General features: G+C 65.0%; 24 protein-coding genes. 7 read left to right on the top strand and 17 right to left on the bottom strand.

Annotated features, from left to right (window positions below; translation table 11 throughout):
- Positions 1-505: 505 nt before the first annotated feature.
- Positions 506-2,806, bottom strand: coding sequence for an adenosylcobalamin-dependent ribonucleoside-diphosphate reductase (locus C8N32_RS08485; RefSeq protein WP_107892453.1), 2,301 nt, complete (start codon positions 2,804-2,806; stop codon positions 506-508).
- Between the two features lie 115 nt (positions 2,807-2,921).
- Between C8N32_RS08485 and C8N32_RS08480 the strand changes: the two genes are divergently transcribed.
- A complete protein-coding gene (locus tag C8N32_RS08480; RefSeq protein WP_107892469.1) occupies positions 2,922-3,350 on the top strand; it encodes a DUF1489 family protein in 429 nt (142 codons plus the stop codon).
- Here the strand turns inward: C8N32_RS08480 and hisG are convergent.
- From hisG to hisS, 3 genes are read right to left on the bottom strand one after another with little or no spacing between them, the layout of a single operon-like run.
- Positions 3,347-4,045, bottom strand: a complete 699-nt coding sequence (gene hisG / locus C8N32_RS08475; protein ID WP_107892450.1) for an ATP phosphoribosyltransferase — start codon at positions 4,043-4,045, stop codon at positions 3,347-3,349. The two genes, C8N32_RS08480 and hisG, sit on opposite strands and share 4 nt — an antisense overlap.
- Positions 4,042-5,148, bottom strand: a complete 1,107-nt coding sequence (locus C8N32_RS08470; protein ID WP_107892448.1) for an ATP phosphoribosyltransferase regulatory subunit — start codon at positions 5,146-5,148, stop codon at positions 4,042-4,044. Before C8N32_RS08470 ends, hisG begins: the two co-directional genes overlap by 4 nt.
- A 1-nt stretch (position 5,149) precedes the next feature.
- Positions 5,150-6,640, bottom strand: a complete 1,491-nt coding sequence (hisS, locus tag C8N32_RS08465) for a histidine--tRNA ligase (protein WP_107892446.1) — start codon at positions 6,638-6,640, stop codon at positions 5,150-5,152.
- 95 nt (positions 6,641-6,735) lie between these two features.
- Here hisS and C8N32_RS08460 point away from each other — a divergent pair, with 95 nt between their 5' ends.
- Positions 6,736-6,945: a SlyX family protein gene (locus C8N32_RS08460; RefSeq protein ID WP_107892443.1), complete on the top strand. Its 210-nt coding sequence runs from the start codon at positions 6,736-6,738 to the stop codon at positions 6,943-6,945.
- 66 nt (positions 6,946-7,011) lie between these two features.
- The gene (locus tag C8N32_RS08455) at positions 7,012-7,524 is read left to right on the top strand and encodes an HdeD family acid-resistance protein (protein ID WP_201132415.1); all 513 of its coding nucleotides are present in this window, start codon (positions 7,012-7,014) and stop codon (positions 7,522-7,524) included.
- Positions 7,525-7,529: 5 nt separating this feature from the next.
- Here the strand turns inward: C8N32_RS08455 and C8N32_RS08450 are convergent, their stop codons facing one another.
- Positions 7,530-7,916, bottom strand: coding sequence for a hypothetical protein (locus tag C8N32_RS08450; RefSeq protein ID WP_107892439.1), 387 nt, complete (start codon positions 7,914-7,916; stop codon positions 7,530-7,532).
- Complete coding sequence (locus C8N32_RS08445) at positions 7,913-8,095, bottom strand: hemin uptake protein HemP (RefSeq protein ID WP_107892437.1); 183 nt, start codon at positions 8,093-8,095, stop codon at positions 7,913-7,915. The genes C8N32_RS08450 and C8N32_RS08445 overlap by 4 nt, the downstream gene beginning before the upstream one ends.
- A gap of 261 nt (positions 8,096-8,356) precedes the next feature.
- Between C8N32_RS08445 and C8N32_RS08440 the strand changes: the two genes are divergently transcribed.
- Positions 8,357-9,841 (top strand): SulP family inorganic anion transporter, encoded by a 1,485-nt coding sequence (locus C8N32_RS08440; protein ID WP_107892435.1) that lies wholly within the window; start codon positions 8,357-8,359, stop codon positions 9,839-9,841.
- A 10-nt stretch (positions 9,842-9,851) separates the two neighbouring features.
- Positions 9,852-10,706, top strand: a complete 855-nt coding sequence (locus C8N32_RS08435) for a universal stress protein (RefSeq protein WP_107892433.1) — start codon at positions 9,852-9,854, stop codon at positions 10,704-10,706.
- A 38-nt stretch (positions 10,707-10,744) separates the two neighbouring features.
- On the opposite strand, the gene C8N32_RS08430 is transcribed toward C8N32_RS08435, so the two are convergent.
- Positions 10,745-11,338 (bottom strand): cytochrome b/b6 domain-containing protein, encoded by a 594-nt coding sequence (locus tag C8N32_RS08430; protein WP_107892431.1) that lies wholly within the window; start codon positions 11,336-11,338, stop codon positions 10,745-10,747.
- Positions 11,335-11,694: a PepSY domain-containing protein gene (locus C8N32_RS08425; protein ID WP_107892429.1), complete on the bottom strand. Its 360-nt coding sequence runs from the start codon at positions 11,692-11,694 to the stop codon at positions 11,335-11,337. Before C8N32_RS08425 ends, C8N32_RS08430 begins: the two co-directional genes overlap by 4 nt.
- Positions 11,695-11,832: 138 nt before the next feature.
- Between C8N32_RS08425 and C8N32_RS08420 the strand changes: the two genes are divergently transcribed.
- Positions 11,833-12,492, top strand: coding sequence for a response regulator transcription factor (locus C8N32_RS08420; protein ID WP_107892427.1), 660 nt, complete (start codon positions 11,833-11,835; stop codon positions 12,490-12,492).
- Positions 12,489-13,793 carry a sensor histidine kinase gene (locus C8N32_RS08415; RefSeq protein ID WP_107892424.1) on the top strand — a complete coding sequence of 435 codons (1,305 nt, stop codon included), beginning with the start codon at positions 12,489-12,491 and terminating at the stop codon, positions 13,791-13,793. Before C8N32_RS08420 ends, C8N32_RS08415 begins: the two co-directional genes overlap by 4 nt.
- Here the strand turns inward: C8N32_RS08415 and hypE are convergent.
- The 9 genes from hypE to C8N32_RS08370 are packed head-to-tail and all read right to left on the bottom strand — an operon-like array spanning position 13,790 to position 21,369.
- Positions 13,790-14,827: a hydrogenase expression/formation protein HypE gene (gene hypE, locus C8N32_RS08410; protein ID WP_107892422.1), complete on the bottom strand. Its 1,038-nt coding sequence runs from the start codon at positions 14,825-14,827 to the stop codon at positions 13,790-13,792. The two genes, C8N32_RS08415 and hypE, sit on opposite strands and share 4 nt — an antisense overlap.
- Positions 14,824-15,966, bottom strand: coding sequence for a hydrogenase formation protein HypD (hypD, locus tag C8N32_RS08405; RefSeq protein WP_107892420.1), 1,143 nt, complete (start codon positions 15,964-15,966; stop codon positions 14,824-14,826). The genes hypE and hypD overlap by 4 nt, the downstream gene beginning before the upstream one ends.
- Positions 15,963-16,256, bottom strand: coding sequence for a HypC/HybG/HupF family hydrogenase formation chaperone (locus tag C8N32_RS08400; RefSeq protein ID WP_107892418.1), 294 nt, complete (start codon positions 16,254-16,256; stop codon positions 15,963-15,965). The genes hypD and C8N32_RS08400 overlap by 4 nt, the downstream gene beginning before the upstream one ends.
- A 4-nt stretch (positions 16,257-16,260) precedes the next feature.
- A complete protein-coding gene (locus tag C8N32_RS08395; RefSeq protein ID WP_107892416.1) occupies positions 16,261-17,739 on the bottom strand; it encodes a sigma-54-dependent transcriptional regulator in 1,479 nt (492 codons plus the stop codon).
- The gene (hypB, locus tag C8N32_RS08390) at positions 17,739-18,536 is read right to left on the bottom strand and encodes a hydrogenase nickel incorporation protein HypB (RefSeq protein WP_107892414.1); all 798 of its coding nucleotides are present in this window, start codon (positions 18,534-18,536) and stop codon (positions 17,739-17,741) included. Before hypB ends, C8N32_RS08395 begins: the two co-directional genes overlap by 1 nt.
- Entirely contained in the window at positions 18,536-18,877 is a 342-nt protein-coding gene (hypA, locus tag C8N32_RS08385) for a hydrogenase maturation nickel metallochaperone HypA (RefSeq protein WP_107892411.1), read from the bottom strand. Before hypA ends, hypB begins: the two co-directional genes overlap by 1 nt.
- Positions 18,870-19,769, bottom strand: coding sequence for a hypothetical protein (locus tag C8N32_RS08380; protein ID WP_107892409.1), 900 nt, complete (start codon positions 19,767-19,769; stop codon positions 18,870-18,872). Before C8N32_RS08380 ends, hypA begins: the two co-directional genes overlap by 8 nt.
- Positions 19,766-20,536, bottom strand: coding sequence for a [NiFe]-hydrogenase assembly chaperone HybE (locus tag C8N32_RS08375; protein ID WP_107892407.1), 771 nt, complete (start codon positions 20,534-20,536; stop codon positions 19,766-19,768). The genes C8N32_RS08380 and C8N32_RS08375 overlap by 4 nt, the downstream gene beginning before the upstream one ends.
- Positions 20,533-21,369, bottom strand: a complete 837-nt coding sequence (locus C8N32_RS08370) for a hydrogenase expression/formation protein (protein WP_107892405.1) — start codon at positions 21,367-21,369, stop codon at positions 20,533-20,535. The genes C8N32_RS08375 and C8N32_RS08370 overlap by 4 nt, the downstream gene beginning before the upstream one ends.
- Position 21,370 lies beyond the last annotated feature (1 nt).

Below are 21,370 nucleotides of genomic sequence, written 5' to 3'. Positions count from 1 at the left end.
TCTGTCTCATCTCCACTCCTTGGTGGTTACGATGTGCCAGAAACCCTCTCTTATCAAATCACCCTATTCTGTCCCATTGGCGCTGACGTCAGACATGATGATCCCGCTATCGGTGGGGTTCCCCGACCGGGAGAAACCAAGTGTGCCGCCGTCAGCATAAAACCGGAAATCAAGGTCATGAGAGACGACCTCGTTGCCGTTATCGACCCGTATCGTCTTTGGGGAGCCTTCGGGCAGCCAGTCTGCGGAACGGGAATGTTGGAAAAAACCGACCGATCGGCTGTGGAGGATGCCCAAAGCACCCACATCCGCCAATGTCGCCCCCATGGCAGAGCCCGGAGCCTCCGGATCGCAGGCCCGAAACTTCCGGCTGGCGCAACATAGTGATATGAAAGAAAACACCGGCCGCAGCGCGGCCGGTGGTCATGAGTTCCGTGCCGGGATGGTCAAATTGCCCCGGAATCGGACATTTATGACGGCCTTCACACCCGGATGCGGCGTCCCCTTACCCGCACTTGGAATAGCCGCAACTCGCGCAGGTCATGCAACCTTCGACCATCCGCATCTCGTAGCTTCCGCAGGCGGAACAAACGGGTCCGCGGGGCCGCTCTCCGATGGTCATGATTTCGGCTTGCGGGTCGGATTTCAGCCCCATGCCTTCACCTTCGATGAACCCGATGGAAATCATGTGACGTTCGATTACGCCGCCGATCGCGGCCAGAATCGAAGGGATGTACTTCCCCTGCATCCAGGCCCCCCCGCGCGGATCGAACACGGCTTTCAACTCCTCCACGACGAAGCTCACGTCCCCCCCGCGGCGGAAAACGGCGCTGATCATCCGGGTCAGCGCCACGGTCCATGCGAAGTGCTCCATGTTCTTGGAGTTGATGAATACTTCGAACGGGCGCCGCCTGTTCCCCATGACGATGTCATTGATAGTGATGTAGATGGCATGTTCGCTGTCGGGCCATTTCAGCTTGTAGGTTGATCCCTCCAGCGCCTGCGGGCGATCCAGGGGGTCGGTGATATAGACCACATCGGCCGGGGGGACGTCGTTGTCGCCGGTGGACACGGCAATGTGCTCGGCGCTGGGCGTGTCTTTCTTCTTTTCCTCCGAAACGCTCAGCACGCTGCCGGTCACGTCGTTCGGGCGGTAGGTGGTGCAGCCCTTGCAGCCGCTTTCGTAGGCCTGAAGATAGACGTCCTTGAACGCGTCGAAGGAGATGTCCTCCGGGCAGTTGATCGTCTTGGAGATCGACGAATCCACCCATTTCTGGGCCGCGGCCTGCATGCGGACATGCTCGGCGGGGGCCAGCGTCTGGGCGTTGACGAAATACTCGGGCAGATCGGCCTCCCCGAACTTGTCGCGCCACATCTGCACGGCGTAATCGACCACTTCCTCCTCGGTTCGGGAACCGTCCTTTTGCAGAACCTTGCGGGTATAGCTGTAGGCGAAGACCGGCTCGATCCCCGAAGACACGTTCCCGGCATAAAGGCTGATCGTGCCGGTGGGGGCGATCGAGGTCAGCAGCGCGTTGCGGATGCCGTGTTTGGCAATGGCGTCGCGCACGTCCTTGTCCATGTGCTTCAGCGCGCCGCTTTCCAGGTATTTCTCCGCGTCGAACAACGGGAAAGCGCCTTTTTCCTTCGCCAGATCGACCGAGGCCATGTAGGCGGCGCGGGCGATCCTGTGCAGCCAGCGTTCGGTCTGGCGCGCGCCCTCATCGGAGCCGTAGCGCAGCTTGACCATCAGCAGGGCATCCGCGAGGCCCGTCACACCCAGCCCGATGCGGCGCTTGTTCCGGGCCTCCTCCTGCTGTGCGGGCAGGGGGAAGCGGCTGGCATCGACAACGTTGTCCATCATCCGGACGGCGGTGGCGACCAGCTCGTCCAGGGCCTCCTCATCCAGCGCGGCGCTCTCCGCGAACGGGTCCCTGACCAGGCGGGCAAGGTTGAGGCTGCCCAGCAGGCAGGCGCCGTAGGGGGGCAGGGGCTGTTCGCCGCAGGGATTGGTGGCGGCGATTTCCTCGCAATAGGCGAGATTGTTCATCTGGTTGATGCGGTCGATGAAGATCACACCCGGCTCGGCGTAATCGTAGGTCGCACGCATGATCCTGTTCCAAAGATCGCGGGCGCCGAGGGTGCGGTACACCTTGCCCCCGAACTGGAGATCCCAGTTTCCGCCGTCCTTCACGGCCTCCATGAAGGCGTCCGTCACAAGTACCGACAGGTTGAACATGCGCAGCCGCGCGGCATCCTGCTTGGCGGTGATGAAATCTTCGATATCGGGATGGTCGCAGCGCATGGTGGCCATCATCGCGCCGCGTCGCGACCCGGCGGACATGATGGTACGGCACATCGCGTCCCACACGTCCATGAACGACAGCGGTCCCGAGGCATCCGCCGCCACCCCCTTTACATCGGCCCCGCGCGGGCGGATCGTGGAAAAGTCGTACCCGATGCCGCCGCCCTGTTGCATGGTCAGCGCCGCTTCCTTGAGCATGTCGAAGATCCCCGCCATGCTGTCGGGGATGGTGCCCATGACGAAACAGTTGAACAGTGTGACCGACCGCCCGGTTCCTGCCCCCGCCGTGATGCGCCCGGCGGGCAGAAAACGGAAATCCTCCAGAGCCTTGAAGAACCGTCCTTCCCATGTGGCCGGTTTCGCCTCGACAGAGGCGAGCGCGCGCGCGATGCGCCGCCACGTGTCTTCCACCGTGGCGTCCCCCTTGTCGTTCTCGGCATTCTTCAGGCGGTATTTCATATCCCAGATTTGCTCGGCAATGGGGGCGGAGAAACGGCTCATGGCAGCATCCGGTTTCACTGTTGGAAGGGCCTTTCACACTAGCCCCACCGGGCGGTGCGGTCAACTTGAACTCTGCGCTTGACGTGCTAATTTATACCACCTATTGGGGGTGAATTTGGAAAGTTACATAAATATTGTAAAGCTTTGTGTCGGGGCCGAGAGCCTGGAAGACTTGCGCGACTGGCAGGCCGCCCCCCGCGCCAGGGGCCCGGACGGGCTGCCGCGCCATGTGACCCGGATGCATCCCCGGCGCGAGGAGGCGCTTTTGTCGGGCGGCTCCCTCTACTGGGTTATCCGGGGTGTGATCCTCGTCCGCCAGCGTGTTTTGCGGCTCGATCCGGTGCAGGGGCAGGATGGGATCGTGCGCTGTGGGATCGTGCTCGACCCGGACCTCGTCCGCACCCGGCCCCAGCCGCGCCGCCCGTTTCAGGGCTGGCGCTATCTCGCCCCGGCCGACGCGCCCGAAGACCTGCCCGACGACGCGGGCGGGGATGACCTGCCCCCCGCCCTTGCCGCGGCGCTGGCGGAAATCGGGGTGCGCTAGCTGTCCAGACCCAGCTTGTCTTCCAGTGTCCGGAAAGCCGCGCGGGCGGTTGCATCCCACGGGGCGGAGCGGGATTTGAAAAGCGTCGCCTGGCTGCGGTGCACCACCCCGTCAGAGAGAATTTTCAGGTGGTTGGCGCGCAGGGTTTCCCCGGTGGAGGTGATGTCGGCGATGGCCTCGGCGGTCAGGTTGCGCACGGTGCCTTCGGTTGCGCCCTGGCTGTCCACAAGGCTGTAATCCGCGACCCCGGCCTCCCGCAGGAAATCGCGCACGAGACGGTGGTACTTCGTGGCGATGCGCAGCCGGAAACCGTGCCCGGCCCGGAACGCGGCGGCGGCGGCATCGAGATCGTCGAGCGTGTCCACATCCACCCAGCAATGCGGCACGGCAACCACGAGGTCTGCATAGCCGAATCCCATCGGTTCCATTGCGATGACGCGGGCCTGCCAGTCGGCCAGCTTCTCATGCACAAGATCCGATCCCGTCACGCCAAGATGGATGCGCCCGGTGGAGAGCTCACGCGGTATCTCTCCGGCGGACAGCAACACCAGAGCCATGTTTTCAACGCCCTCGACCGCGCCGGTATATTCGCGCTCGGACCCGGTGCGACGGATCTCCACCCCCCGCTCTGCGAACCAGTCGAAGGTCTTTTCCATCAGCCGCCCCTTGGAGGGCACCCCCAGCTTCAGCGTCATGGCCGCGTCTCCGTCAGGTTCAGCACCAGTTCCGGCCGCACGACACCGCCCACGGCGGGAACCTCGCGTCCGTCGCCCAGCCGCCGGGTCAGTGCGTCATAGCGCCCGCCGGTGGCGACGGGGGGCAGATCCGGGCGGCCCTCGGCGTAAAAGCCGAACACGAACCCATCGTAATACTCCATCGTCGTGCGGCCATAGGTGGCCTCGAAATCCAGAAGATCCACATCGATCCCCTCGGCGGACAGGGCTTCCAGCCGGGCGTCCATCCGCTCCACGGCGGGGGCGATGGCGGGAAGGTCCACGGCGATATCGCGCAGGTGTTCCAGCGCGTTGGTGCAGGTCTCCCTCAGGCCAAGGATGTCTTCGAGAATCTCGACCTCGCCGGCGGCAATTGGCGGTGTGGCGGCATCCTCTTGCAGGGCGTGAAGGCGCGCGGAAATCTCCGTGTGGGCGCGCAGCCCGATCGGAGGACCCGCCCGGTTCAGGACGCTTTCGGCCCCGACCTTGTCCAGGGCTTTCAGCAACCTGGCACGGGATACAGGCACGGGGGCGCGGCCGCCGAATCTGTCCAGCAGGGCGCGGAAACGCCGTGGCCGCCAGATATGGCGCTTGAGCGCGGCCTTGCGCCCCTCGCTGGTCGACAACCCTTCGACCGCTGCCACAAGCAAGCCGATATCCCCCGTCGCGGCGTGCAGCCCGAGGGGTGAGAGAAGCTCGGAGAACAGCGCGAAAACCTGCGCTTCGGCAACGGCGGGGGCGCCATCGTCGAAAAGTTCGAACCCCACCTGAATGTATTCGCTCGCGCGCTCGGGGTGCTGTTCCTGACGGCGGAAGACCTCCCCCATGTAGGTGTAGCGCGCGGGTGTGGCGCCGGACTGCATGTGCATCTGCACCACCGGCACGGTAAAGTCGGGGCGCAGCATCTGCTCCCCCCGCGCGGGGTCGGAGGTCACGTAGGCACGGGCGCGGATGTCTTCCCCGTAAAGATCCAGGAGTGTCTCGGCCGGTTGCAGGATGTCCGCTTGCACCGGTTGCGCGCCAGCGGTCTGAAAAAACGCGAACAGGCGTTCGGCCTGCGCCAGGGTTGCGGCCTTTTGTGCCATGTCAGCCTCCGTTCAGCAGGCGCTGGACCTGTGCGACAAGCTCGCCGCGGGGAATCTCGAACTGGGCAGGCTGGGATTTCCACTCCTCAAGACTTGCGCTTGCGGCAATCTTTGCGCCCAGCACCAGGTCCTTGATCTGCACGACATTGCGTTCGGCCTCATCGCTGCCCTGGATGATGGCGAGGGGGGCCTTGCGTTTGTCGGCGTATTTCAGCTGATTTCCGAAATTCCTGGGATTGCCCAGATATACCTCGGCGCGGACACCGGCGGCGCGCAACTCGCCCACCATGGCCTGATAGGCGGCCATGCGGGCGCGATCCATCACGGTGACGATGACCGGGCCCTTTTCCGATCCGCCAAGGCGGCCCTTGGCGCGCAGCGCGGCCAGAAGCCGGTCCACCCCGATGGAGACGCCCGTGGCGGGCACCGCCTGCCCGGTAAACCGCTTCACGAGATCGTCGTAGCGCCCCCCCCCCGCGACCGAGCCGAACTGGCGAGGGTTGCCCTTCTCGTCGAGAATGTCAAAGGTCAGTTCGGCCTCGAAGACCGGACCTGTGTAATACCCCAGACCGCGCACAACAGAAGGGTCCAGCACGATGCGGTCGGGTCCGTAACCCTGCGCCTCCAGCAGCGCGGCGATGGTCTCAAGCTCTTCCACGCCTTCGGTGCCGATCTGCGACCCGGATACCAGTTCGCGCAGGCGGGCACAGGTGGTCGCCCCGCTGTCCCGGCGGGCCTCCATGAAGGCCATGATCACATCGGCCTGAAGGCCCGTCAGATTGGCGCCCTCGGTGAAATCGCCGGAGTCGTCCTTGCGGCCTGCGCCCAGAAGGGCGCGTACGCCGCCTTCGCCCAGGCGGTCCAGCTTGTCGATGGCGCGCAGGACGATGCCGCGCTCGGTCTCGAATTTCTCGGGGTCGGAGGGGTCCAGCACCCCCGCGGCTTCCATCACGCCGTTGAGAACCTTGCGGTTGTTGACCCGCACGATGTAATCGCGGCGCGGAATGCCCACGGTCTCCAGCGCGTCCGACAGCATCGCACAGATTTCCGCGTCCGCCGCGACGCTGGACGCGCCCACGGTATCGGCGTCACACTGGTAGAACTGGCGGAACCGCCCCGGCCCCGGCTTTTCGTTGCGCCAGACCGGACCCATCGCGTAGCGGCGGTAAGGGCTGGGCAGGTCGTTGCGGAACTGCGCCGCCACCCGTGCCAGCGGTGCCGTCAGGTCATAGCGCAGCGCCAGCCAGTCGCCGTCGTCTTCCTGCCAGGCGAAAACGCCGGCATTGGGGCGGTCGATATCGGGCAGATGCTTGCCAAGCGCGTCCAGCGTTTCAACCGCCGAACTTTCCAGCGGATCGAACCCGTAACGGTGATAAACGCCGGCAATCATTTCCAGCATTGCCTTGCGTTCGGTGACATCGGTACCGAAATAATCTCGAAAGCCCTTGGGCGGTTCCGCCTTGGGGCGCCGGGGTTTATTTTGCTTGGCCATGGCCGCCTCGTGCCTGCACATTCCGTTGCGGGTCGTCTATCGGATGGGGGGGCCGGGGGCAAGGCGGCGCTGAAGCTGGTACAGGAGGGCAAAGCATGACGGATTTCACCATCCACGTTCTGGAAGAGCGGCTCGCGCATCTCGCCGCGGCGGTCGAGGACCTGTCCGATATCGTCGTCCGGCAAGGCGGTGAGATCGACCGGCTGACCCGCCGGGTTGCCATGCTGATGGAACGTGAAGCCGAGCGTGAGCTTGACGCAGGCGGCCCGCTGCCGCTGGCGGATCAGACGCCGCCCCACTGGTAAGGGCGGGTGCAATCGTTTTCCGGTTCGGCTAAGCTGGCGTGGAATGGTTTGATGGAGAGAATAGTAATGGGTCTGCGAATTTTCTGGGTTCTTCTCGGTCTGCTTTCACTTGCGGCAGGGGCTCTGGCGCTGGTCAATCCCATGGTCGCCACGCTGACGGCTGAAACGCTGGCCGGGTTTGCCTTCCTTGCGCTGGGGGTGCTGCAAATCATTGCCGCCTTCGAGGACAAGGGTTGGAAGCCGCGCTTTTGGGTATTGCTGGCGGGGCTTCTGGGTGTGCTTTTGGGGGTGTCGATGCTGCTGAACCCGTTGGCGGGGGTTCTTTCGCTCACCCTCGTTGTGGCGATCCTGTTCCTGTCGCTGGGCTTTTTGCGCGTGGTGATGTCGTTTTACCTGCGCAGGTCGCGCCTGTTCTGGCCGATGCTCCTGGGCGGGGCGGTTTCGGCGGTGCTCGGGATGATGATCCTGGGCAATTTCCCGCAATCGGCGGAAAGCATCCTCGGCATCCTCCTGGCGGTGGAACTGCTGACCAACGGTGTGGTCCTGGTCGTGTTGGGGCTGATGCGCCGCGCACCCTGAGCGTTTCAGGGCCTGGGACCGGGCGGTTGCATCGCCCGCAGCATTTTCAGGCCCAGTTGCTGCGCGGCGTCGTGAGCGGGGAGCAACCGGTCCGGCCGGACGAGGTGCAGCCCGTCCAGCAGTGCCTCTTCGCGCGCGCCGTGCGCGCACAAGAGAATGAACCGCGTCAGTGTCGCGATATCTGGCGGGCTGTCGGGCGGCAGCAGGTCAAAGACCCGGCGCAGGGCCCCCATCAGCACCGTTGACGCCTCATTCCCACACAGGAGCCGAAGTTCCGCCCGCAGCCGGGCCTGTCCTGCCGGCCCGGACCCGAACCGCTGCAGGGCAACGTGCAGGAAGGTTTCAGGCGGGGCCAGCGCGGCCGCACCGGCAATGCGGGCTGGGGCGCTCATTTCGTCAGGATCAGCTTGCCCGCGCGGGTGATGCGCAGGGTGTAGACCTGGCCGTCAAGTTCGATGAACGTCTGGCTCCCGCCCCGCGTCAGGTCGCGGGCGTCGTGATGCGGCGGGCGCACGGCAAATGGCGAGTCGGCGGGGAAGCTTTGCGGGGGGGAGGGCGTTTCGCAATTCATCGGTGAAGTCCTTTTTTTCGATTTCGGGCTTGCCTGCGGAACGATCAGGGCGGCTGGCAAACAGGGCGGCTGGCAAAAAAATTTACTTAAAAAGTCGGAATTGTCAATCTGACAAAAACAGTCATGAATAGATCTGTGCGGTTGTCCTCGTGTCCGGAGTGTTGTAGACGTCCCCGTCGGCGTTGCCGCATCCCCCGCATCCCCCCGCATCACCCGTTTCCAACCCTTGCCGGGGTCGCCCGGCCCAACCCGGACGTCTTCATGTTTTCCCTTTCCGCTTACAGGCAGCAGTGGCTGATCAACCCGCGTGGCGACATTCTGGCCGGACTTGTCGTGGCGCTGGCGCTGATTCCGGAGGCCATCGCCTTTTCCATCATCGCCGGCGTGGACCCGAAGGTGGGGCTGTATGCCTCGTTCTCGATTGCGGTGATCGTGGCGATCGCCGGCGGGCGACCGGGCATGATCTCTGCCGCGACGGCTGCGACCGCGGTATTGATGGTCACGCTGGTCAAGGATCACGGGCTGCAATACCTTCTGGCGGCGACCGTGCTGGCCGGGCTGATCCAGATCGGCGCCGGGATGCTGAGACTGGGGCACCTGATGCAGTTCGTTTCGCGTTCTGTCATCACGGGGTTCGTGAACGCGCTGGCAATTCTCATTTTCATGGCCCAGCTTCCCGAACTGGTGGATGTCGGCTGGCTGACCTACGCGATGGTGGCCGCCGGGCTGGGGATCATCTATCTTTTCCCGCTGCTGACCACGGCGGTGCCCGCGCCGCTGGTCACGATCATCGTGCTGACGGCGGTCACCATGTATTTCGGGCTGGATGTGCGCACCGTGGGGGATATGGGCGCGTTGCCCGATACCCTGCCGGTATTTCTGGTGCCCGACATTCCGATGACCCTGGAAACCTTGCAGATCATCCTGCCTTATTCCATCGGCGTGGCGGCGGTGGGGTTGCTGGAAAGCCTGATGACCCAGACCATCGTCGACGATCTCACCGATACGCCCAGCGATCGCAACCAGGAATGCATCGGCCAGGGCATCGCCAACACCTGCACCGGCTTCATCGGCGGCATGGCGGGCTGTGCGATGATCGGGCAGTCCATCATCAACGTCAAATCAGGCGGGCGCGGGCGGCTGTCCAGCTTCACGGCCGGGGCGATGTTGCTGTTCCTGATCGTCGTGCTGGGGGATGTCGTCGGCCGGATTCCTATGCCCGCGCTGGTCGCGATCATGATCATGGTGTCGATCGGGACGTTCTCCTGGTCGTCGATCCGGCACCTGCGCGAACACCCGCGCTCCTCCTCCATCGTGATGCTCTCCACGGTTTTTTTCGTGGTGTATACCCACAACCTTGCCATCGGGGTCCTGGTCGGGGTGCTGCTTTCGGGTATCTTTTTCGCGGCGAAGATCGCGCAGCTTTTCCGGGTGACATCGCATATCTCCCCCGACGGGCGGGAGCGTACCTACGTGGTCGAGGGGCAGCTTTTCTTCGCGTCGAGTGAGGCCTTCATGAAAGCGTTCGATTTCAAGGAGGCGCTGGAGCGTGTGACGCTCGATGTCAGCCGGGCCCATATCTGGGACGTTTCGTCCGTTGCCGCGCTGGACATGGCTGTGCTCAAGTTCCGCAGGGAAGGGGCAAGCGTGAAGATCGTCGGAATGAACGCCGCCTCCGAAACCATCGTCGACAAACTGGCGATCCATGACAAGCCCGGCGCCATGGATGCGCTGACCGATCATTAGGGAGCACGCAATGACCGGAACACTGATGGCCCTGGTCGATGGATCGGCCTACTCGGAAAGCGTGTGCCGTCATGCGGCGTGGATCGCCCGGCGCACAGGGGCGCAAGTCAAGCTGTACCATGTACTGGATCCGCGCCGCGCGCCCGGTCAGGGGGACCTGAGCGGCGCAATCCGGCTGGGGGCACGCACACGCCTGCTGGAGCAGTTGAGCGAGCTGGACGCCCGGCACGCGAAGCTGGCGCAAGCCCATGGGCGCGCGATCCTTGAAGATGCCCGTGGCCTTCTGGAGGCCGAGGGTGTCGAAGACGTCGTTACCCGGCTGCGCAACGACGATATCGTCGAAACCGTCTCCCGCAAGGAAGAGGCCGCCGACATGATCGTTATCGGCAAACGCGGCGAGGCGGCGGATTTCGAGAAGCTGCACCTTGGCTCCAATTTTGAACGCATCGTCCGGGCCTGTCACAAGCCGGTCTTCGTGGCGAACCGCGCGTTTCGGCCGATCCGCAAGGTTCTGATCGCGTATGACGGGGGATTGTCCAGCTTGAAGGCGGTGGATTACGTCGCCCGAAACCCGCTGTTCGAGGGGCTGGAGGTCATTGTCGCCTTGGCCGGAGGGGGCGATGCCGTTCTCAGCCGGGGCCTGTCCGATGCGAAGGCAACGCTTGCCGCAGGCGGTCACGATGCGGATACACGCCTGTTGTCGGGATACCCGGAAACGGCGCTGGGCGATCTGGTCGAGACGGAAGGGATAGATCTTCTGGTCATGGGGGCTTACGGCCATTCGCGCATCCGCACGCTGGTGATCGGGTCCACCACGACGGCGATGATCCGCACCTGCAAGATCCCGATCGTTCTGATGCGTTAACGCCCCCGCCAAAGGCAGGGGCGCAGGCAGAGACCGGATCAGGCGATGTCGCCCTCGCCGGGGGCGCGTTTCTCGCCGGTAATCATCGCCACGGCGAGATTTTCATGGTGCTTGCGCGAAGCCCAGATCACGCCGCCCACATGAACCGCGGCCATCAGCAGCAGCAGGTTCGCGAGCGTTTCGTGAACCTCTTCCAGGGTGCTCTCCGCGTGGTGTTCCCCGCTGTCGGCATAGACCGGGGCGATCAGGGCGGGCATCTCGGGCAGCATGGCCTGACGTTCGGAACTTTCCATCAGCCAGCCGGTCAGCGCGGTGCCCGCCAGCGCCATCAGCATCGCCAGGATCATTGCGGCCCCTGCGGGGTTATGCCCCAGATAACGTCTCTCGCGCCCGGCGGCCATATCCCCCAGGTAGGTGCGGACGGTTTCGGGGCCGCGCAGGAACTGCGCAAAGCGGGCGTAGCGGGGACCGATGAATCCCCAGATCACGCGCAGCGAGATCAGGAAGGCAACGGCGTAACCTGCGGCCTCGTGCAGGTCCTGGTTCTCATCGGCCGCCAGCCAGACGATGGCGAAAGCCGCGACCAGGGCCCAGTGAAACGCTCGCAGAAACGGATCCCAGACCTTGATCATTGTTGTCCCCCGTTCTGGTTCATCGGAACATTCGGGGCCGGGATATTCGCACCGGGCGCGGCGGGCGCGGTGTTGGCACGGTCATACTTGCGTTCAAATTCGAACTCGACCATTTCCAGCGTCGCGGGGTCCAGCTTGACCTCGATTCCCCGGCCCTGGCTGTCGTGCCCCTTGATCTCGTAGCAGCCATCGTCGATGTCCAGTTTCCGCACGGTCCAGCCTTTTTGCTGGGCCACCTGCTGCACCGCCTGCGGGGCTTGCCAGTTGGCCATCGGCACGTGGCAATCGTCACCGGCCAGGGCGGCCCCCGTGCTCAACCCCAGAACCAAGGTGACAAGCATCAGCGATTTGGTCATCTTTTCGTCTCCTGTTTCGAATGTGACAGCCGTGTTGTCGGAGAGTCGCCTGAAGCCATCCTGACGGATTTTGAAAAAGTCCGTCAGCTTTCCGTAAGACTGGGGCGTCAGGACTGAAGCGCAGGAACGGAGAGGGCGATGCGGATACTACTGATCGAAGACGATGTGCCCCTGGGGGCAGCGGTGCGTGAGCATGTCATGGCCGACGGCCATTCGGTAGACTGGGCGCAGCGTCTTGACGATGCGCGGGACCACCTTCTTGTTGTCCGGTATGATCTGATCCTGCTGGACCTGATGCTGCCCGACGGGCGCGGCCAGCCGTTTCTGCGCCGCCTCAGGCAAGAGGGCGATTCGACCCCGGTGATCATCCTGACCGCCCTTGACCAGGTCGCGGAGCGCATCGAGGGTCTGAATGCCGGTGCCGACGACTATATCGTCAAACCCTTCGATCTTTCGGAACTCACGGCCCGGATCGGTTCCGTCGCGCGCCGTTACTCCGGCAGTCCGAACCCGATCGTGCACCTGCGCGACCTGGAAATCGACCTCGCCGCGCGCAGCCTGACCCGTGCGGGCCGGCCGATCCCCCTGACCGCACGCGAATGGACGCTGCTGGAGGCGTTTCTCCAGCATCCCGGCCAGGTCTTTTCCAAGGACCAGCTGACCGAACATCTTTATTCCTTCGAGACCGAGATCGAAAGCAATGTGATCGAGGCCCATGTCAGCCGTCTGCGCAAGAAGCTTGGCCGTGACACGATCGAAACGGTACGGGGGCTGGGTTACCGGCTGACGGCGGCATGAGATCCCTTCAGGCGCGTCTGGGGGTAGCCACGGGGCTGGCGATCCTTTTGTCCTGGCTGGCGGCGGCGGCGGTCAGCTATGCGGTGCTCAGCCACGAGATCGGGGAAGTCTTCGATTCCGCCCTCGAAGAAACCGCCCAGCGGGTGCTGCCGCTGGCGGTGATGGAACTTCTCGACAATGAGCAGACCGAGGGCGACAGGGCCGTCCGCCGGGTCACCACATTGCGCAGACACGGAGAGTATTTCACCTATCTTGTGCGTGACGCAGGGGGGAATGTACTGATTGCGTCCCACGCGGCCGACCCGGCCGATTTCCCACCGTTCTCGACGATGGGGTTTCACCGGACCGCGACCCACCGGCTCTATTCCGATGCGGCGCTGGGAGGTGGGTTCACGATCACCGTGGCGGAGCCGCTGCGTCACCGGCAGGAGGTTGCGCGCGAAACCCTTGTGGCGCTTGGCTGGCCTCTGGTGGCGGTGATCCCGCTGACCCTCCTTGCGATCTGGGGCGTCGTCCGGCTGAGCCTGCGGCCGGTACGCCGGTTCCGCCTCGCGCTGGAAACCCGCGGAGCGGGAGACTTGTCGCCGATGGACGAAACCGGCCTGCCGGCAGAACTGCTGCCCCTGGCGCAGGCGCAAAACCGCTTTCTGGACCGGGTGCGCGACGCGCTGGAGGCAGAGCGAAGCTTTACCGCCAACGCGGCGCATGAATTGCGCACACCGCTGGCGGCGGCGCTGGCGCAGGTTCAACGCCTCTATGCCCAGACCGAAGGGTCTGCCCGCCGCCGTACCGCCGAGGTCGAACAGGCATTGCAGCGGCTTGTCCGCCTTTCGGAAAAGTTGATGCAACTGGCCCGCGCGGAGGGGGGGCGCCTGCGGACCGAAGCCCCCTTTGACGTGCGGGAAGTGGTGCGGATCAGTTTGCGCGACTTCAGCGATCCGCGCCTGGACCACGCCCTGGCGGAAACCCCGGTGATGTCCGATATCGATCCCGACGCGCTTTCGGTATTGCTGCGCAACCTTGTCGAAAATGCCCTGCGTCACGGGCAGGGGCCCGTTCGCGTGGAGCTCAGCGCACAGGGGGTCCTGGCGGTTTCCAATGGTGGCCCGGTTCTTGACGAGGGAACCATTGCCCGGCTTATGCGCCGGTTTCAGCGCGGTGCGACGCGGGCCGAAGGCAGCGGGCTGGGCCTGTCCATCGTGCAGGCCATCGCCGACGGTTCCGGCGGGCGATTGCGTATCGCCTCCCCCGCGCCGGGGCGGGAGGACGGCATGGAAGTCTTTTTCGAACTGCCCCGCTAGCAGATCCGGGGCAACTGTTCGCCGACCAGCATGTCAACGATACGGCTTCCGCCGAAGGCGGTGCGCATCCGCACCTGTGCCGCACCCGCTACTGCATGCCCTATCGCGACGGCCCCCGCGCCTTCGGGTCGGGCGCGCATCGCCGCAAGCGCCGCCCCGGCCTGATCGGAAGGGACAAACAGCACCAGCGTGCCCTCGTTGGCCAGGTAGAGCGGATCCAGGCCGAGGATTTCACACATACCCTTGACCTCTGTGCGCAGGGGCAAGGCGTCTTCGTCGATTTCGATTCCGACCTGTGCGGCCTCGGCCATTTCGTTCAGTGCCGAGGCAAGGCCGCCCCGCGTCGCATCCCGTGCGGCGCGGGTGGCGGGGGCGGCGGCCAGCACGTCCTGCATCAGGTGGCCAAGGCTCTGGCAGTCGGATGCGATATCCGATGAAAGCGCAAGATCCCCCCGCGCCGCGAGGATTGTGGCACCGTGGTCGCCCAGAACGCCGTTCACGATAGCGACGTCGCCGGGACGGATGTGATGGGCGGCCATGTCGCGGTCCGGCGCGATCACGCCCACGCCAGAGGTCGTCACGAAAAGTCCGTCCGCCGCCCCCCGCCCGACGACCTTGGTGTCGCCGGTGACGATCTGGATGCCGGCCTTTTGCGCTTCGGCGGCCATGGTGGCGGCCACCCGGCGCAGCAGCGCGATCTCCGTCCCCTCCTCGATGATGAAGGCGGCGGACAGCCATAGCGGCCGTGCCCCGCCCACAGCCAGGTCGTTTACCGTTCCGCAGACCGCCAGCTTGCCGATATCGCCGCCCGGAAACTCCAGCGGTGTCACGACGAAACTGTCCGTGGTGAAGGCAAGGCGCGCGCCGGGTTCGGTCAGGGCGCTGTCATAAAGGCGGGCCTGATCCTCCATTCCCGGCGGGCGGAAGACGGTTGCGAAGACATCGTCGATCAGGTCGCGCATCGCGCGTCCGCCCCCCCCATGGGAAAGCGTCACGCGCGTATCGCGCAGTCGGCTGAGGGTGGGGGCGTTCATTCGGCAGCCTCCGCCCCTCGGGCACCGCGATATTGCCAGTAGGCCGCGCAAGCCCCTTCGGAACTGACCATCAGCGCGCCCAAAGGTGTGTCCGGCGTGCACCCGCGCCCGAATTGTGCGCAGGCGGTGGGCTTGATACGGCCGGTCATGACCGCCCCGCAGGAACAGCCCTCCGGCTCGGGCACATGGCGCGGGCCCGCGGCGTAGCCCACGGAGAATTTTTCCTCCGCGTCGAAGGCGGCATATTTCGCGCGGATGCGCAGGCCCGAGGCGTCGATTTCCCCCAGGCCGCGCCATTCGAAAGAGGGGCGGCGTTCGTAGACGTCGGCAATTGCGGCCAGGGAAACCGGATTGCCCTGCGCGGGAACCACGCGGGCATACTGGTTTTCCACCTGCGCGCGCCCGTCGCGGATCTGTTCCAGCACCATCAGAACCGATTGCAGCAGGTCCAGCGGTTCGAAGCCGGCCACCACGATGGGTCTGGAGTACTCCTGCGCGATGAAATCGTAGGGGTGGGTGCCGATCACCATGCTGACATGGCCGGGGCCGATGAAACCGTCCAGCATCATGTGCGGATCCTGCAACAGGGCACGGATGGGTTCAGGCACGGTGATGTGGTTGCAGAAGACGCTGAAGTTCTTCAGCCCTTCGCGCGCGGCCTGCTGGATGGACAACGCGGTGGAGGGCGTCGTCGTCTCGAACCCCAGCCCGAAGAACACGACCTCGCGTTCCGGGTTGCGTCGCGCCAGTTCCAGCGCGTCGAGCGGCGAATACACCATGCGGATATCGGCGCCTCCGGCCTTGGCCTGCATCAGCGATTTCAGGGTTCCCGGAACCCGCATCGCATCGCCGAACGTTGTGAATATGACGCCTTCGCGCTCGGCGATTTCGACACATTCGTCCACCCGTGCCATTGGCAGCACGCAGACCGGACAACCGGGGCCATGAATAAACTCGACCCCTTCATGCACCAGCTTGTCCAGCCCGTAGCGGAAAATCGCGTGGGTGTGACCTCCGCAGATTTCCATGATGCTCACGGGGTTTTCCGCGGTTGCACCGATGGCGTCCGCCACCTCCGAGATGCGGGCCAGTACCGCCTGGGCGGCTTTCGGGTTGCGGAATTCCGATGCGAATTTCATGGCTTGCCCTCTTCCAGCGCTTTCTGGCCCTCGGCCATGGCTTCCAGTGCTTCCTGCGCTTCGCCGAGCTCTTGCAGGGCGCGCAGGGTTTCGGCGGCTTCTTCCTCATCGATCAGCGACATGGCGAAGCCCACATGGATCAACGCCCACTTGCCCACCAGCAATTCGGCCGGTCCGTCCAGCACGCAGGCAATATTGATCTCGCGGCGGACGCCGGAAACCTCGGCCATCGCCATCATGCGGTCGACATCGGTTATGGCCACGATCTGGCCGGGAATCCCAAGACACATGGCGTCAGTCCTCCTCGTTCTCGTTATCGGTGACGGGCGCGGCAATGCCGTAGCGGTCCAGCTTCGCGCGCAGCCCGACGCGGGACAGGCCCAGTTCGGCGGCGGCGCGGCTCTTGTTCCACCGATGGCGGGTAAGGGTTTCGCGCAGGATACGCATTTCCATCAACTCGACCCGGTCTTTCAGGGTGCCCTCCGCCGTCAGGGCGGAATCGGCGGAGCGATCCGCCCCGTCCTCGCCGGGCGGGGCCTGAAGGATGTGGCGGGAGATCAGATCCGCCCCCAGGACGGGTTCCTGCGCGAAGACAAGCATCCGGGTGATCTCGTTCTTCAGTTCGCGCATGTTGCCGGGCCAATCGTAGTTTTCCAGAAATTCAAGCGCCGGTTCGTCCAGCCCGTGCACGGGCTTGCCGTGCTGGGCGGAAATGTCGGCCAGCAGGGTCTGGGCCAGAAGCGCCACATCCCCCCGGCGCGCTCGCAGCGGCGGCACGGCGATCTCTCCGGCGCACAGGGCAAAGTAAAGATCGCCCCGGAAGAGGCCATCGGCCACGCGGGTGCGCAGGCAGGTCCCCGACCCGCAGATCAGGCGCATGTTGGTGCCGACACTTTCCTGCCCGCCGACAGGGGTGAAGGTGCCCTCGGTCAGAACCCGCAGCAGCGCAAGTTGCAGTGCGGGGGCCGCGGTTTCTATGGCCCCGAGATAGAGCGTCCCCCGGTCGGCCTTCTGCAAAAGCCCGATCCGCGCGACGCCCCCGGACAGGACCCCGCGCTTGGCCCCCAGAAGTTCGATCTCTAGCAGATCGGCGGGCATGCCGGCGAGGTTGAGTTCGTAAAACGGTTTGTCCGAGCGGAGTGAGCCATAATGCATCGCCCGCGCCAGTTGGGCCTTGCCGGTGCCCGGTTCCCCCGTCAGCAGGACGGGCAGGTCGAAGCTGGCAAACCGGCGGGCGGCGTCCACCACCCCGGACAGGGGGGAGTGCGGGGTGCGCAGGATGGTTTCGAAGCCCATACCTTCGCGCAAGGCCTTGCGGCGCTTTTCCAGGCGCGATTCGGTGGTGGAGTTGAGAAACCGCATCTCCAGCGTCAGGCGCTCATTCTCGCGGCTGAGCGTGAAAAGCTGCGCCGCGTTGCGGGCCGCAACCAGAAGCTGGTCGGGGTGCCACGGCTTGGTCAGGAACTGGTGGATTCCTGCATCGTTGATGGCTGAAACCATCGCGGAGGCATCGGTGTAGCCGGTGACGATCAGGCGTACTGTTTCCGGCCAGCGTTCGCGCACGCGGGTGAGAAACTCCACCCCTGTCATCTCGGGCATTCGCTGGTCGCAGATGACGGCCTGCACCCACTCTTCGCTGAGAAGCTTCTCGGCCTCGCGGGCCCCGTTGGCGGTGAGGACATCGAATTCGTCCTCCAGCGCCATCCGCATCGCGGAAAGCGAATGCGGCTCGTCATCGACAAGCAGGATCGCAGGGCGCGGGCTGGTGGCCATCAGGCCGCTCCGCGGGATTTTTCGCCCAGCCGCGCATGCAGCCACGCCAGCCAGTTTTCCATACCGGCGCCGGTGCGGGCGGAAAGGCGCAGCACTTCGATCTCCGGATTCACGCGGCGCAGGTTGGCTTCATAGGCGTCAAGATCAGCGTCGCAATGGGGGGCCAGATCGACCTTGTTTAGAACCGCAAGCTTCGCCGCGGTGAACATGTCGGGGTATTTCAGGGGCTTGTCCTCGCCCTCGGTCACCGAGAGGATCGCCACTTTCGCGTCTTCGCCAAGGTCGAATCCGGCGGGGCAGACGAGATTCCCGACGTTTTCGATGAACAGCAGCGCACCGTGCGGCAGGTCGAGGTGATCCATCGCGTGGCCCACCATGTGCGCATCGAGGTGGCAGCCCTTTCCGGTGTTGATCTGGATCGCCCGGGCCCCGGTTTCGCGGATGCGGTCGGCATCGTTGGTGGTTTGCTGGTCCCCCTCGATCACCGCCAGCGGGGTTTGCCCCAGGGCGGCGATGGTGCGGCACAGCAGGGAGGTCTTGCCCGATCCGGGCGAGGATACGAGATTCACCGCATATGCCCCCAGCGCCCGCAGCACCCGCCGGTTGCCGCTGGCATAGGCGTCGTTCTTGGCCAGAATGTCCGTTTCTATCTCGATCAGCCGGGCCTGCGAGACACCTGCGACATGGGTGCCCGCCCTGCCCTGCCCGAAGTGAAGATCCCCGTCGGGGCCGTGGTGATGATCGTGGCTGTGGCCATGTCCGTGGACATGTCCGCCGCACCCGCATACCGTGCACATCAGATTACCTCCATGTCCTTGATCCGCATTTCATCCCCTCCCACAGGCATCAGCTTGCCGCCGTGGCAGCGCGGGCAGGGGTCCAGCCGGTTTTCGATTTCAACCTCCTCCGCGCAATCGTAACAGAGGGCACGACCGGGCAGGTCGATCATTTCAAGGGCTGCGCCCTCGGCGGGGCAGCCGCGCATGACGACGTCGAAGGCGAAGGCCAGTGCCTCCTTTTCCACCCCGGCGAAACGGCCGATCTCCACCCGCAGGGTTTTCACCGTGGCAAACCCGTGGGCACGGGCCTGATCCTCTACGATTCCGCGGATGCCTTCGCAAAGGGACATTTCATGCATTGCCGGCCTCCTGATCCTGAAGCCTGACCGGCACACATGGGTCCATGATGTCCACGACCAGCCGTGCGAACTGGGCCTTGTGCGCCGGCAGGCTGGCCAGGGCCTGTTCCAGGGCGCCGCCGGGCGCCAGCAGATGGTTGGTGGGGGTGCGGCGGGCAAAGGCGACCACCCGCCCGTTTTCCACGCGCGCCGACATCGCATAAGCCCCCCGTGCGGCGGGAACCACGGCGATGCCGTTGCTTAGACGGGGTTGCGCGGGCAGGCTGCCGTTGAGGCAGGCGAAAAGCTCCACCAGCCGCGCCAGGGCGCGCCACAGGGGCCCCCGGCCATAGCGGGCCTCTGCCATTTTCATCAGGGGGGCGTGACATTGACGCGCGGCGGTGGAGTTTTCCACCGCGGTTTCGTGCAGGGGGTCACGTGGCAGGGGCAGGTTCGCGACGGCCTGGCCGGGGGCGAAAGTTTCGGCCAGCCGGGCAAACAGGGGGGCGGTGCCTGCCCCCCGCTCCAGCCAGAGATCGAATTCGGAAGGGGTCGGCAGACGGCCTGACGGGCCGGCCAGAGCCGTGCCCAGGTGGACATCCGCCGGCAGCGGCCGCGACGTCAGGCCAAGCTGCGCGGGCCAGAACACGAACAGCCGTAACAGGTGGTCCCGCCGGATTTCGCGGGCGAGCGCCGGTCGTGTTCTGGTCTCCGGGGGCAGGGATAGCGTCATCTGGGCGGCGAGGCGCTGGGCGTTGGGGCAGAGGCTGAAGATGTGCGGCAGAGTATGGGCGGCCTCGACCGAACTGCGGCCTTGCAGCAAACGGCCGATCGGCAGGTCCTCCGGCGCTATGAGTCGCGGCGCGATGCGGCCCGCATGCACGTCCAGAGAGATATGAAGCTCGCCGCTCATTCGCTCTCGTCCGCGAGGCCGGCGGTGATCACCTTGCGGCGCGTGGGCGCGGGATCGTCGGCCGGGGGGATGGTTTCGGCTTCGCGGGCGGCACGAATTTCGGCGGCACGGTCTGTTTCGGCACGGTTTTCCGGGTCGAACAGGGCGACCATCACCGCCTGCGCGACCTCGACCGCCTGCATCTGGGTGGCGAAATCCGACATCGGCGAAAACAGCGAACAAGCCTTGTAACCGCCTGTCATCTCACGCCTGTTGTGGAGAAACTCGTAGTCGCCGGAGGGAAACGCGATTATCTCCTTCGCGCCGGGCGTCAGGGCGGACCAGTCCTCGCCGGGGGCAGGCAGAAGCACGAGGTTCATGAACCACGGCGCCACCAGAACTCCCAGCGGTCGGCCCTCATGGGCGGTAAAGCCCACGGCCTGGACCCGCAGCGCCTTGTTCACCAGGGGCACATCGCGCATCTTCGCGTTCCAGACCTCGCGAAAGTCGGCCTCCAGCGCGTCCTTGCGGTCGGCGATCCAGGCGGCCAGAGGGTCGGGGACGGCACCGGGGTCCTCGCGGACCATGAACTGCTCTTTCGGCGCGTCGCAGGTGGGGCATTTCCAGTCGCCGGGCAAGGTGACAAAGGGCGTCCCGGGCAAAACCTGACGCATCTCGTCACCCTCTGCGGGGTCGTAAGGGGTCCAGCAGATCTTGCATTCCATGACGGCGGCGGGGCTGATGCGATCGCTCGCCCCCAAATAGCTGCCTTCGAAACGACCGTTCATCGGATGGCCTCCAGAACTTCGTGGATCCGGGCGGCGCTGTCAGAGAGATCTTCCGCCGCGGCAAGGGCGACCTCGGGTATGTCGGCGACCTCGAAGGTGTCGAGGATCAGCGTGTCCATCGAGTTGAAAAACTGTACCCGCCAGACCGGGGCGGTGGCGGTGGCGGTGATGCGGCAATTGCCATACCCGCGCGACAGGATCGTGACGCCGCCTTCTCCCAGCGCCGCGTCAAGCCAGGCTAGGTCTGCCTCGGTATGGGGCAGCAGCGACAGATTCACCACGTAGGTTTGCGAGCCGGGGCGGTAGTTCAGGGCCTTGTCATGCAATTCGGCCAGAAGCGAGGGGGCGTTGATGACGCCTTCCCCTGGTGGGGTGCTGGCCCCCTGCGCGGCGCGGATGGGCCGGAAGGCGCCGGACCGGGCCGTTTCGGGCACGGCACCGATCTCGACCGCGTCGACACCTTCGCCCAGAAGCTGCCACACGCCGGCGAACACGCTTTCCTGCACCGCCAGTGCCGGTACGGAGCGGATCTTCATTGCCACTTCTCCCTGCCCAAGCGTATCGGCGATCAGCCGGCGTGCGGCGGGGGGCAGGCCGGAAAGATCGAACCGCGCGCCTGTGCCGTCCCGGGCACAGGCCGTGCAGGCCTGGGCAATGTGGCGGAGCACGTCCAGTGCCGGGACGACCGCCTCCGGGTTCTCGACTTCCGGCAGGTGGGGGGAATAGGTCCACATATCCGAAGGCAATGGCATATATTCCAGCCCTTCGCCTTCCGGGACCGGTTGCGATCCGGGGCCGAACCCCCTGGGTGGATTTCTGAAATCCGAGGTCATG

This window comes from Rhodovulum imhoffii (assembly GCF_003046545.1).
GTDB lineage: Bacteria > Pseudomonadota > Alphaproteobacteria > Rhodobacterales > Rhodobacteraceae > Rhodovulum > Rhodovulum imhoffii.
This window is presented reverse-complemented; position numbering and strand designations above follow the sequence as displayed.

Excerpts from the sequence above, each read along its gene's own strand:
- C8N32_RS08485 (WP_107892453.1), bottom strand. The coding sequence starts at position 2,806 with ATGAGCCGTTTCTCCGCCCCCATTGCCGAGCAAATCTGGGATATGAAA.
- hisG (WP_107892450.1), bottom strand. The coding sequence starts at position 4,045 with ATGACGCTGAAGCTGGGGGTGCCCTCCAAGGGGCGGCTGATGGAAAAG.
- C8N32_RS08470 (WP_107892448.1), bottom strand. The coding sequence starts at position 5,148 with ATGGCACAAAAGGCCGCAACCCTGGCGCAGGCCGAACGCCTGTTCGCG.
- hisS (WP_107892446.1), bottom strand. The coding sequence starts at position 6,640 with ATGGCCAAGCAAAATAAACCCCGGCGCCCCAAGGCGGAACCGCCCAAG.
- C8N32_RS08460 (WP_107892443.1), top strand. The coding sequence starts at position 6,736 with ATGACGGATTTCACCATCCACGTTCTGGAAGAGCGGCTCGCGCATCTC.
- C8N32_RS08455 (WP_201132415.1), top strand. The coding sequence starts at position 7,012 with ATGGGTCTGCGAATTTTCTGGGTTCTTCTCGGTCTGCTTTCACTTGCG.
- C8N32_RS08450 (WP_107892439.1), bottom strand. The coding sequence starts at position 7,916 with ATGAGCGCCCCAGCCCGCATTGCCGGTGCGGCCGCGCTGGCCCCGCCT.
- C8N32_RS08445 (WP_107892437.1), bottom strand. The coding sequence starts at position 8,095 with ATGAATTGCGAAACGCCCTCCCCCCCGCAAAGCTTCCCCGCCGACTCG.
- C8N32_RS08440 (WP_107892435.1), top strand. The coding sequence starts at position 8,357 with ATGTTTTCCCTTTCCGCTTACAGGCAGCAGTGGCTGATCAACCCGCGT.
- C8N32_RS08435 (WP_107892433.1), top strand. The coding sequence starts at position 9,852 with ATGACCGGAACACTGATGGCCCTGGTCGATGGATCGGCCTACTCGGAA.
- C8N32_RS08430 (WP_107892431.1), bottom strand. The coding sequence starts at position 11,338 with ATGATCAAGGTCTGGGATCCGTTTCTGCGAGCGTTTCACTGGGCCCTG.
- C8N32_RS08425 (WP_107892429.1), bottom strand. The coding sequence starts at position 11,694 with ATGACCAAATCGCTGATGCTTGTCACCTTGGTTCTGGGGTTGAGCACG.
- C8N32_RS08420 (WP_107892427.1), top strand. The coding sequence starts at position 11,833 with ATGCGGATACTACTGATCGAAGACGATGTGCCCCTGGGGGCAGCGGTG.
- C8N32_RS08415 (WP_107892424.1), top strand. The coding sequence starts at position 12,489 with ATGAGATCCCTTCAGGCGCGTCTGGGGGTAGCCACGGGGCTGGCGATC.
- hypE (WP_107892422.1), bottom strand. The coding sequence starts at position 14,827 with ATGAACGCCCCCACCCTCAGCCGACTGCGCGATACGCGCGTGACGCTT.
- hypD (WP_107892420.1), bottom strand. The coding sequence starts at position 15,966 with ATGAAATTCGCATCGGAATTCCGCAACCCGAAAGCCGCCCAGGCGGTA.
- C8N32_RS08400 (WP_107892418.1), bottom strand. The coding sequence starts at position 16,256 with ATGTGTCTTGGGATTCCCGGCCAGATCGTGGCCATAACCGATGTCGAC.
- C8N32_RS08395 (WP_107892416.1), bottom strand. The coding sequence starts at position 17,739 with ATGGCCACCAGCCCGCGCCCTGCGATCCTGCTTGTCGATGACGAGCCG.
- hypB (WP_107892414.1), bottom strand. The coding sequence starts at position 18,536 with ATGTGCACGGTATGCGGGTGCGGCGGACATGTCCACGGACATGGCCAC.
- hypA (WP_107892411.1), bottom strand. The coding sequence starts at position 18,877 with ATGCATGAAATGTCCCTTTGCGAAGGCATCCGCGGAATCGTAGAGGAT.
- C8N32_RS08380 (WP_107892409.1), bottom strand. The coding sequence starts at position 19,769 with ATGAGCGGCGAGCTTCATATCTCTCTGGACGTGCATGCGGGCCGCATC.
- C8N32_RS08375 (WP_107892407.1), bottom strand. The coding sequence starts at position 20,536 with ATGAACGGTCGTTTCGAAGGCAGCTATTTGGGGGCGAGCGATCGCATC.
- C8N32_RS08370 (WP_107892405.1), bottom strand. The coding sequence starts at position 21,369 with ATGACCTCGGATTTCAGAAATCCACCCAGGGGGTTCGGCCCCGGATCG.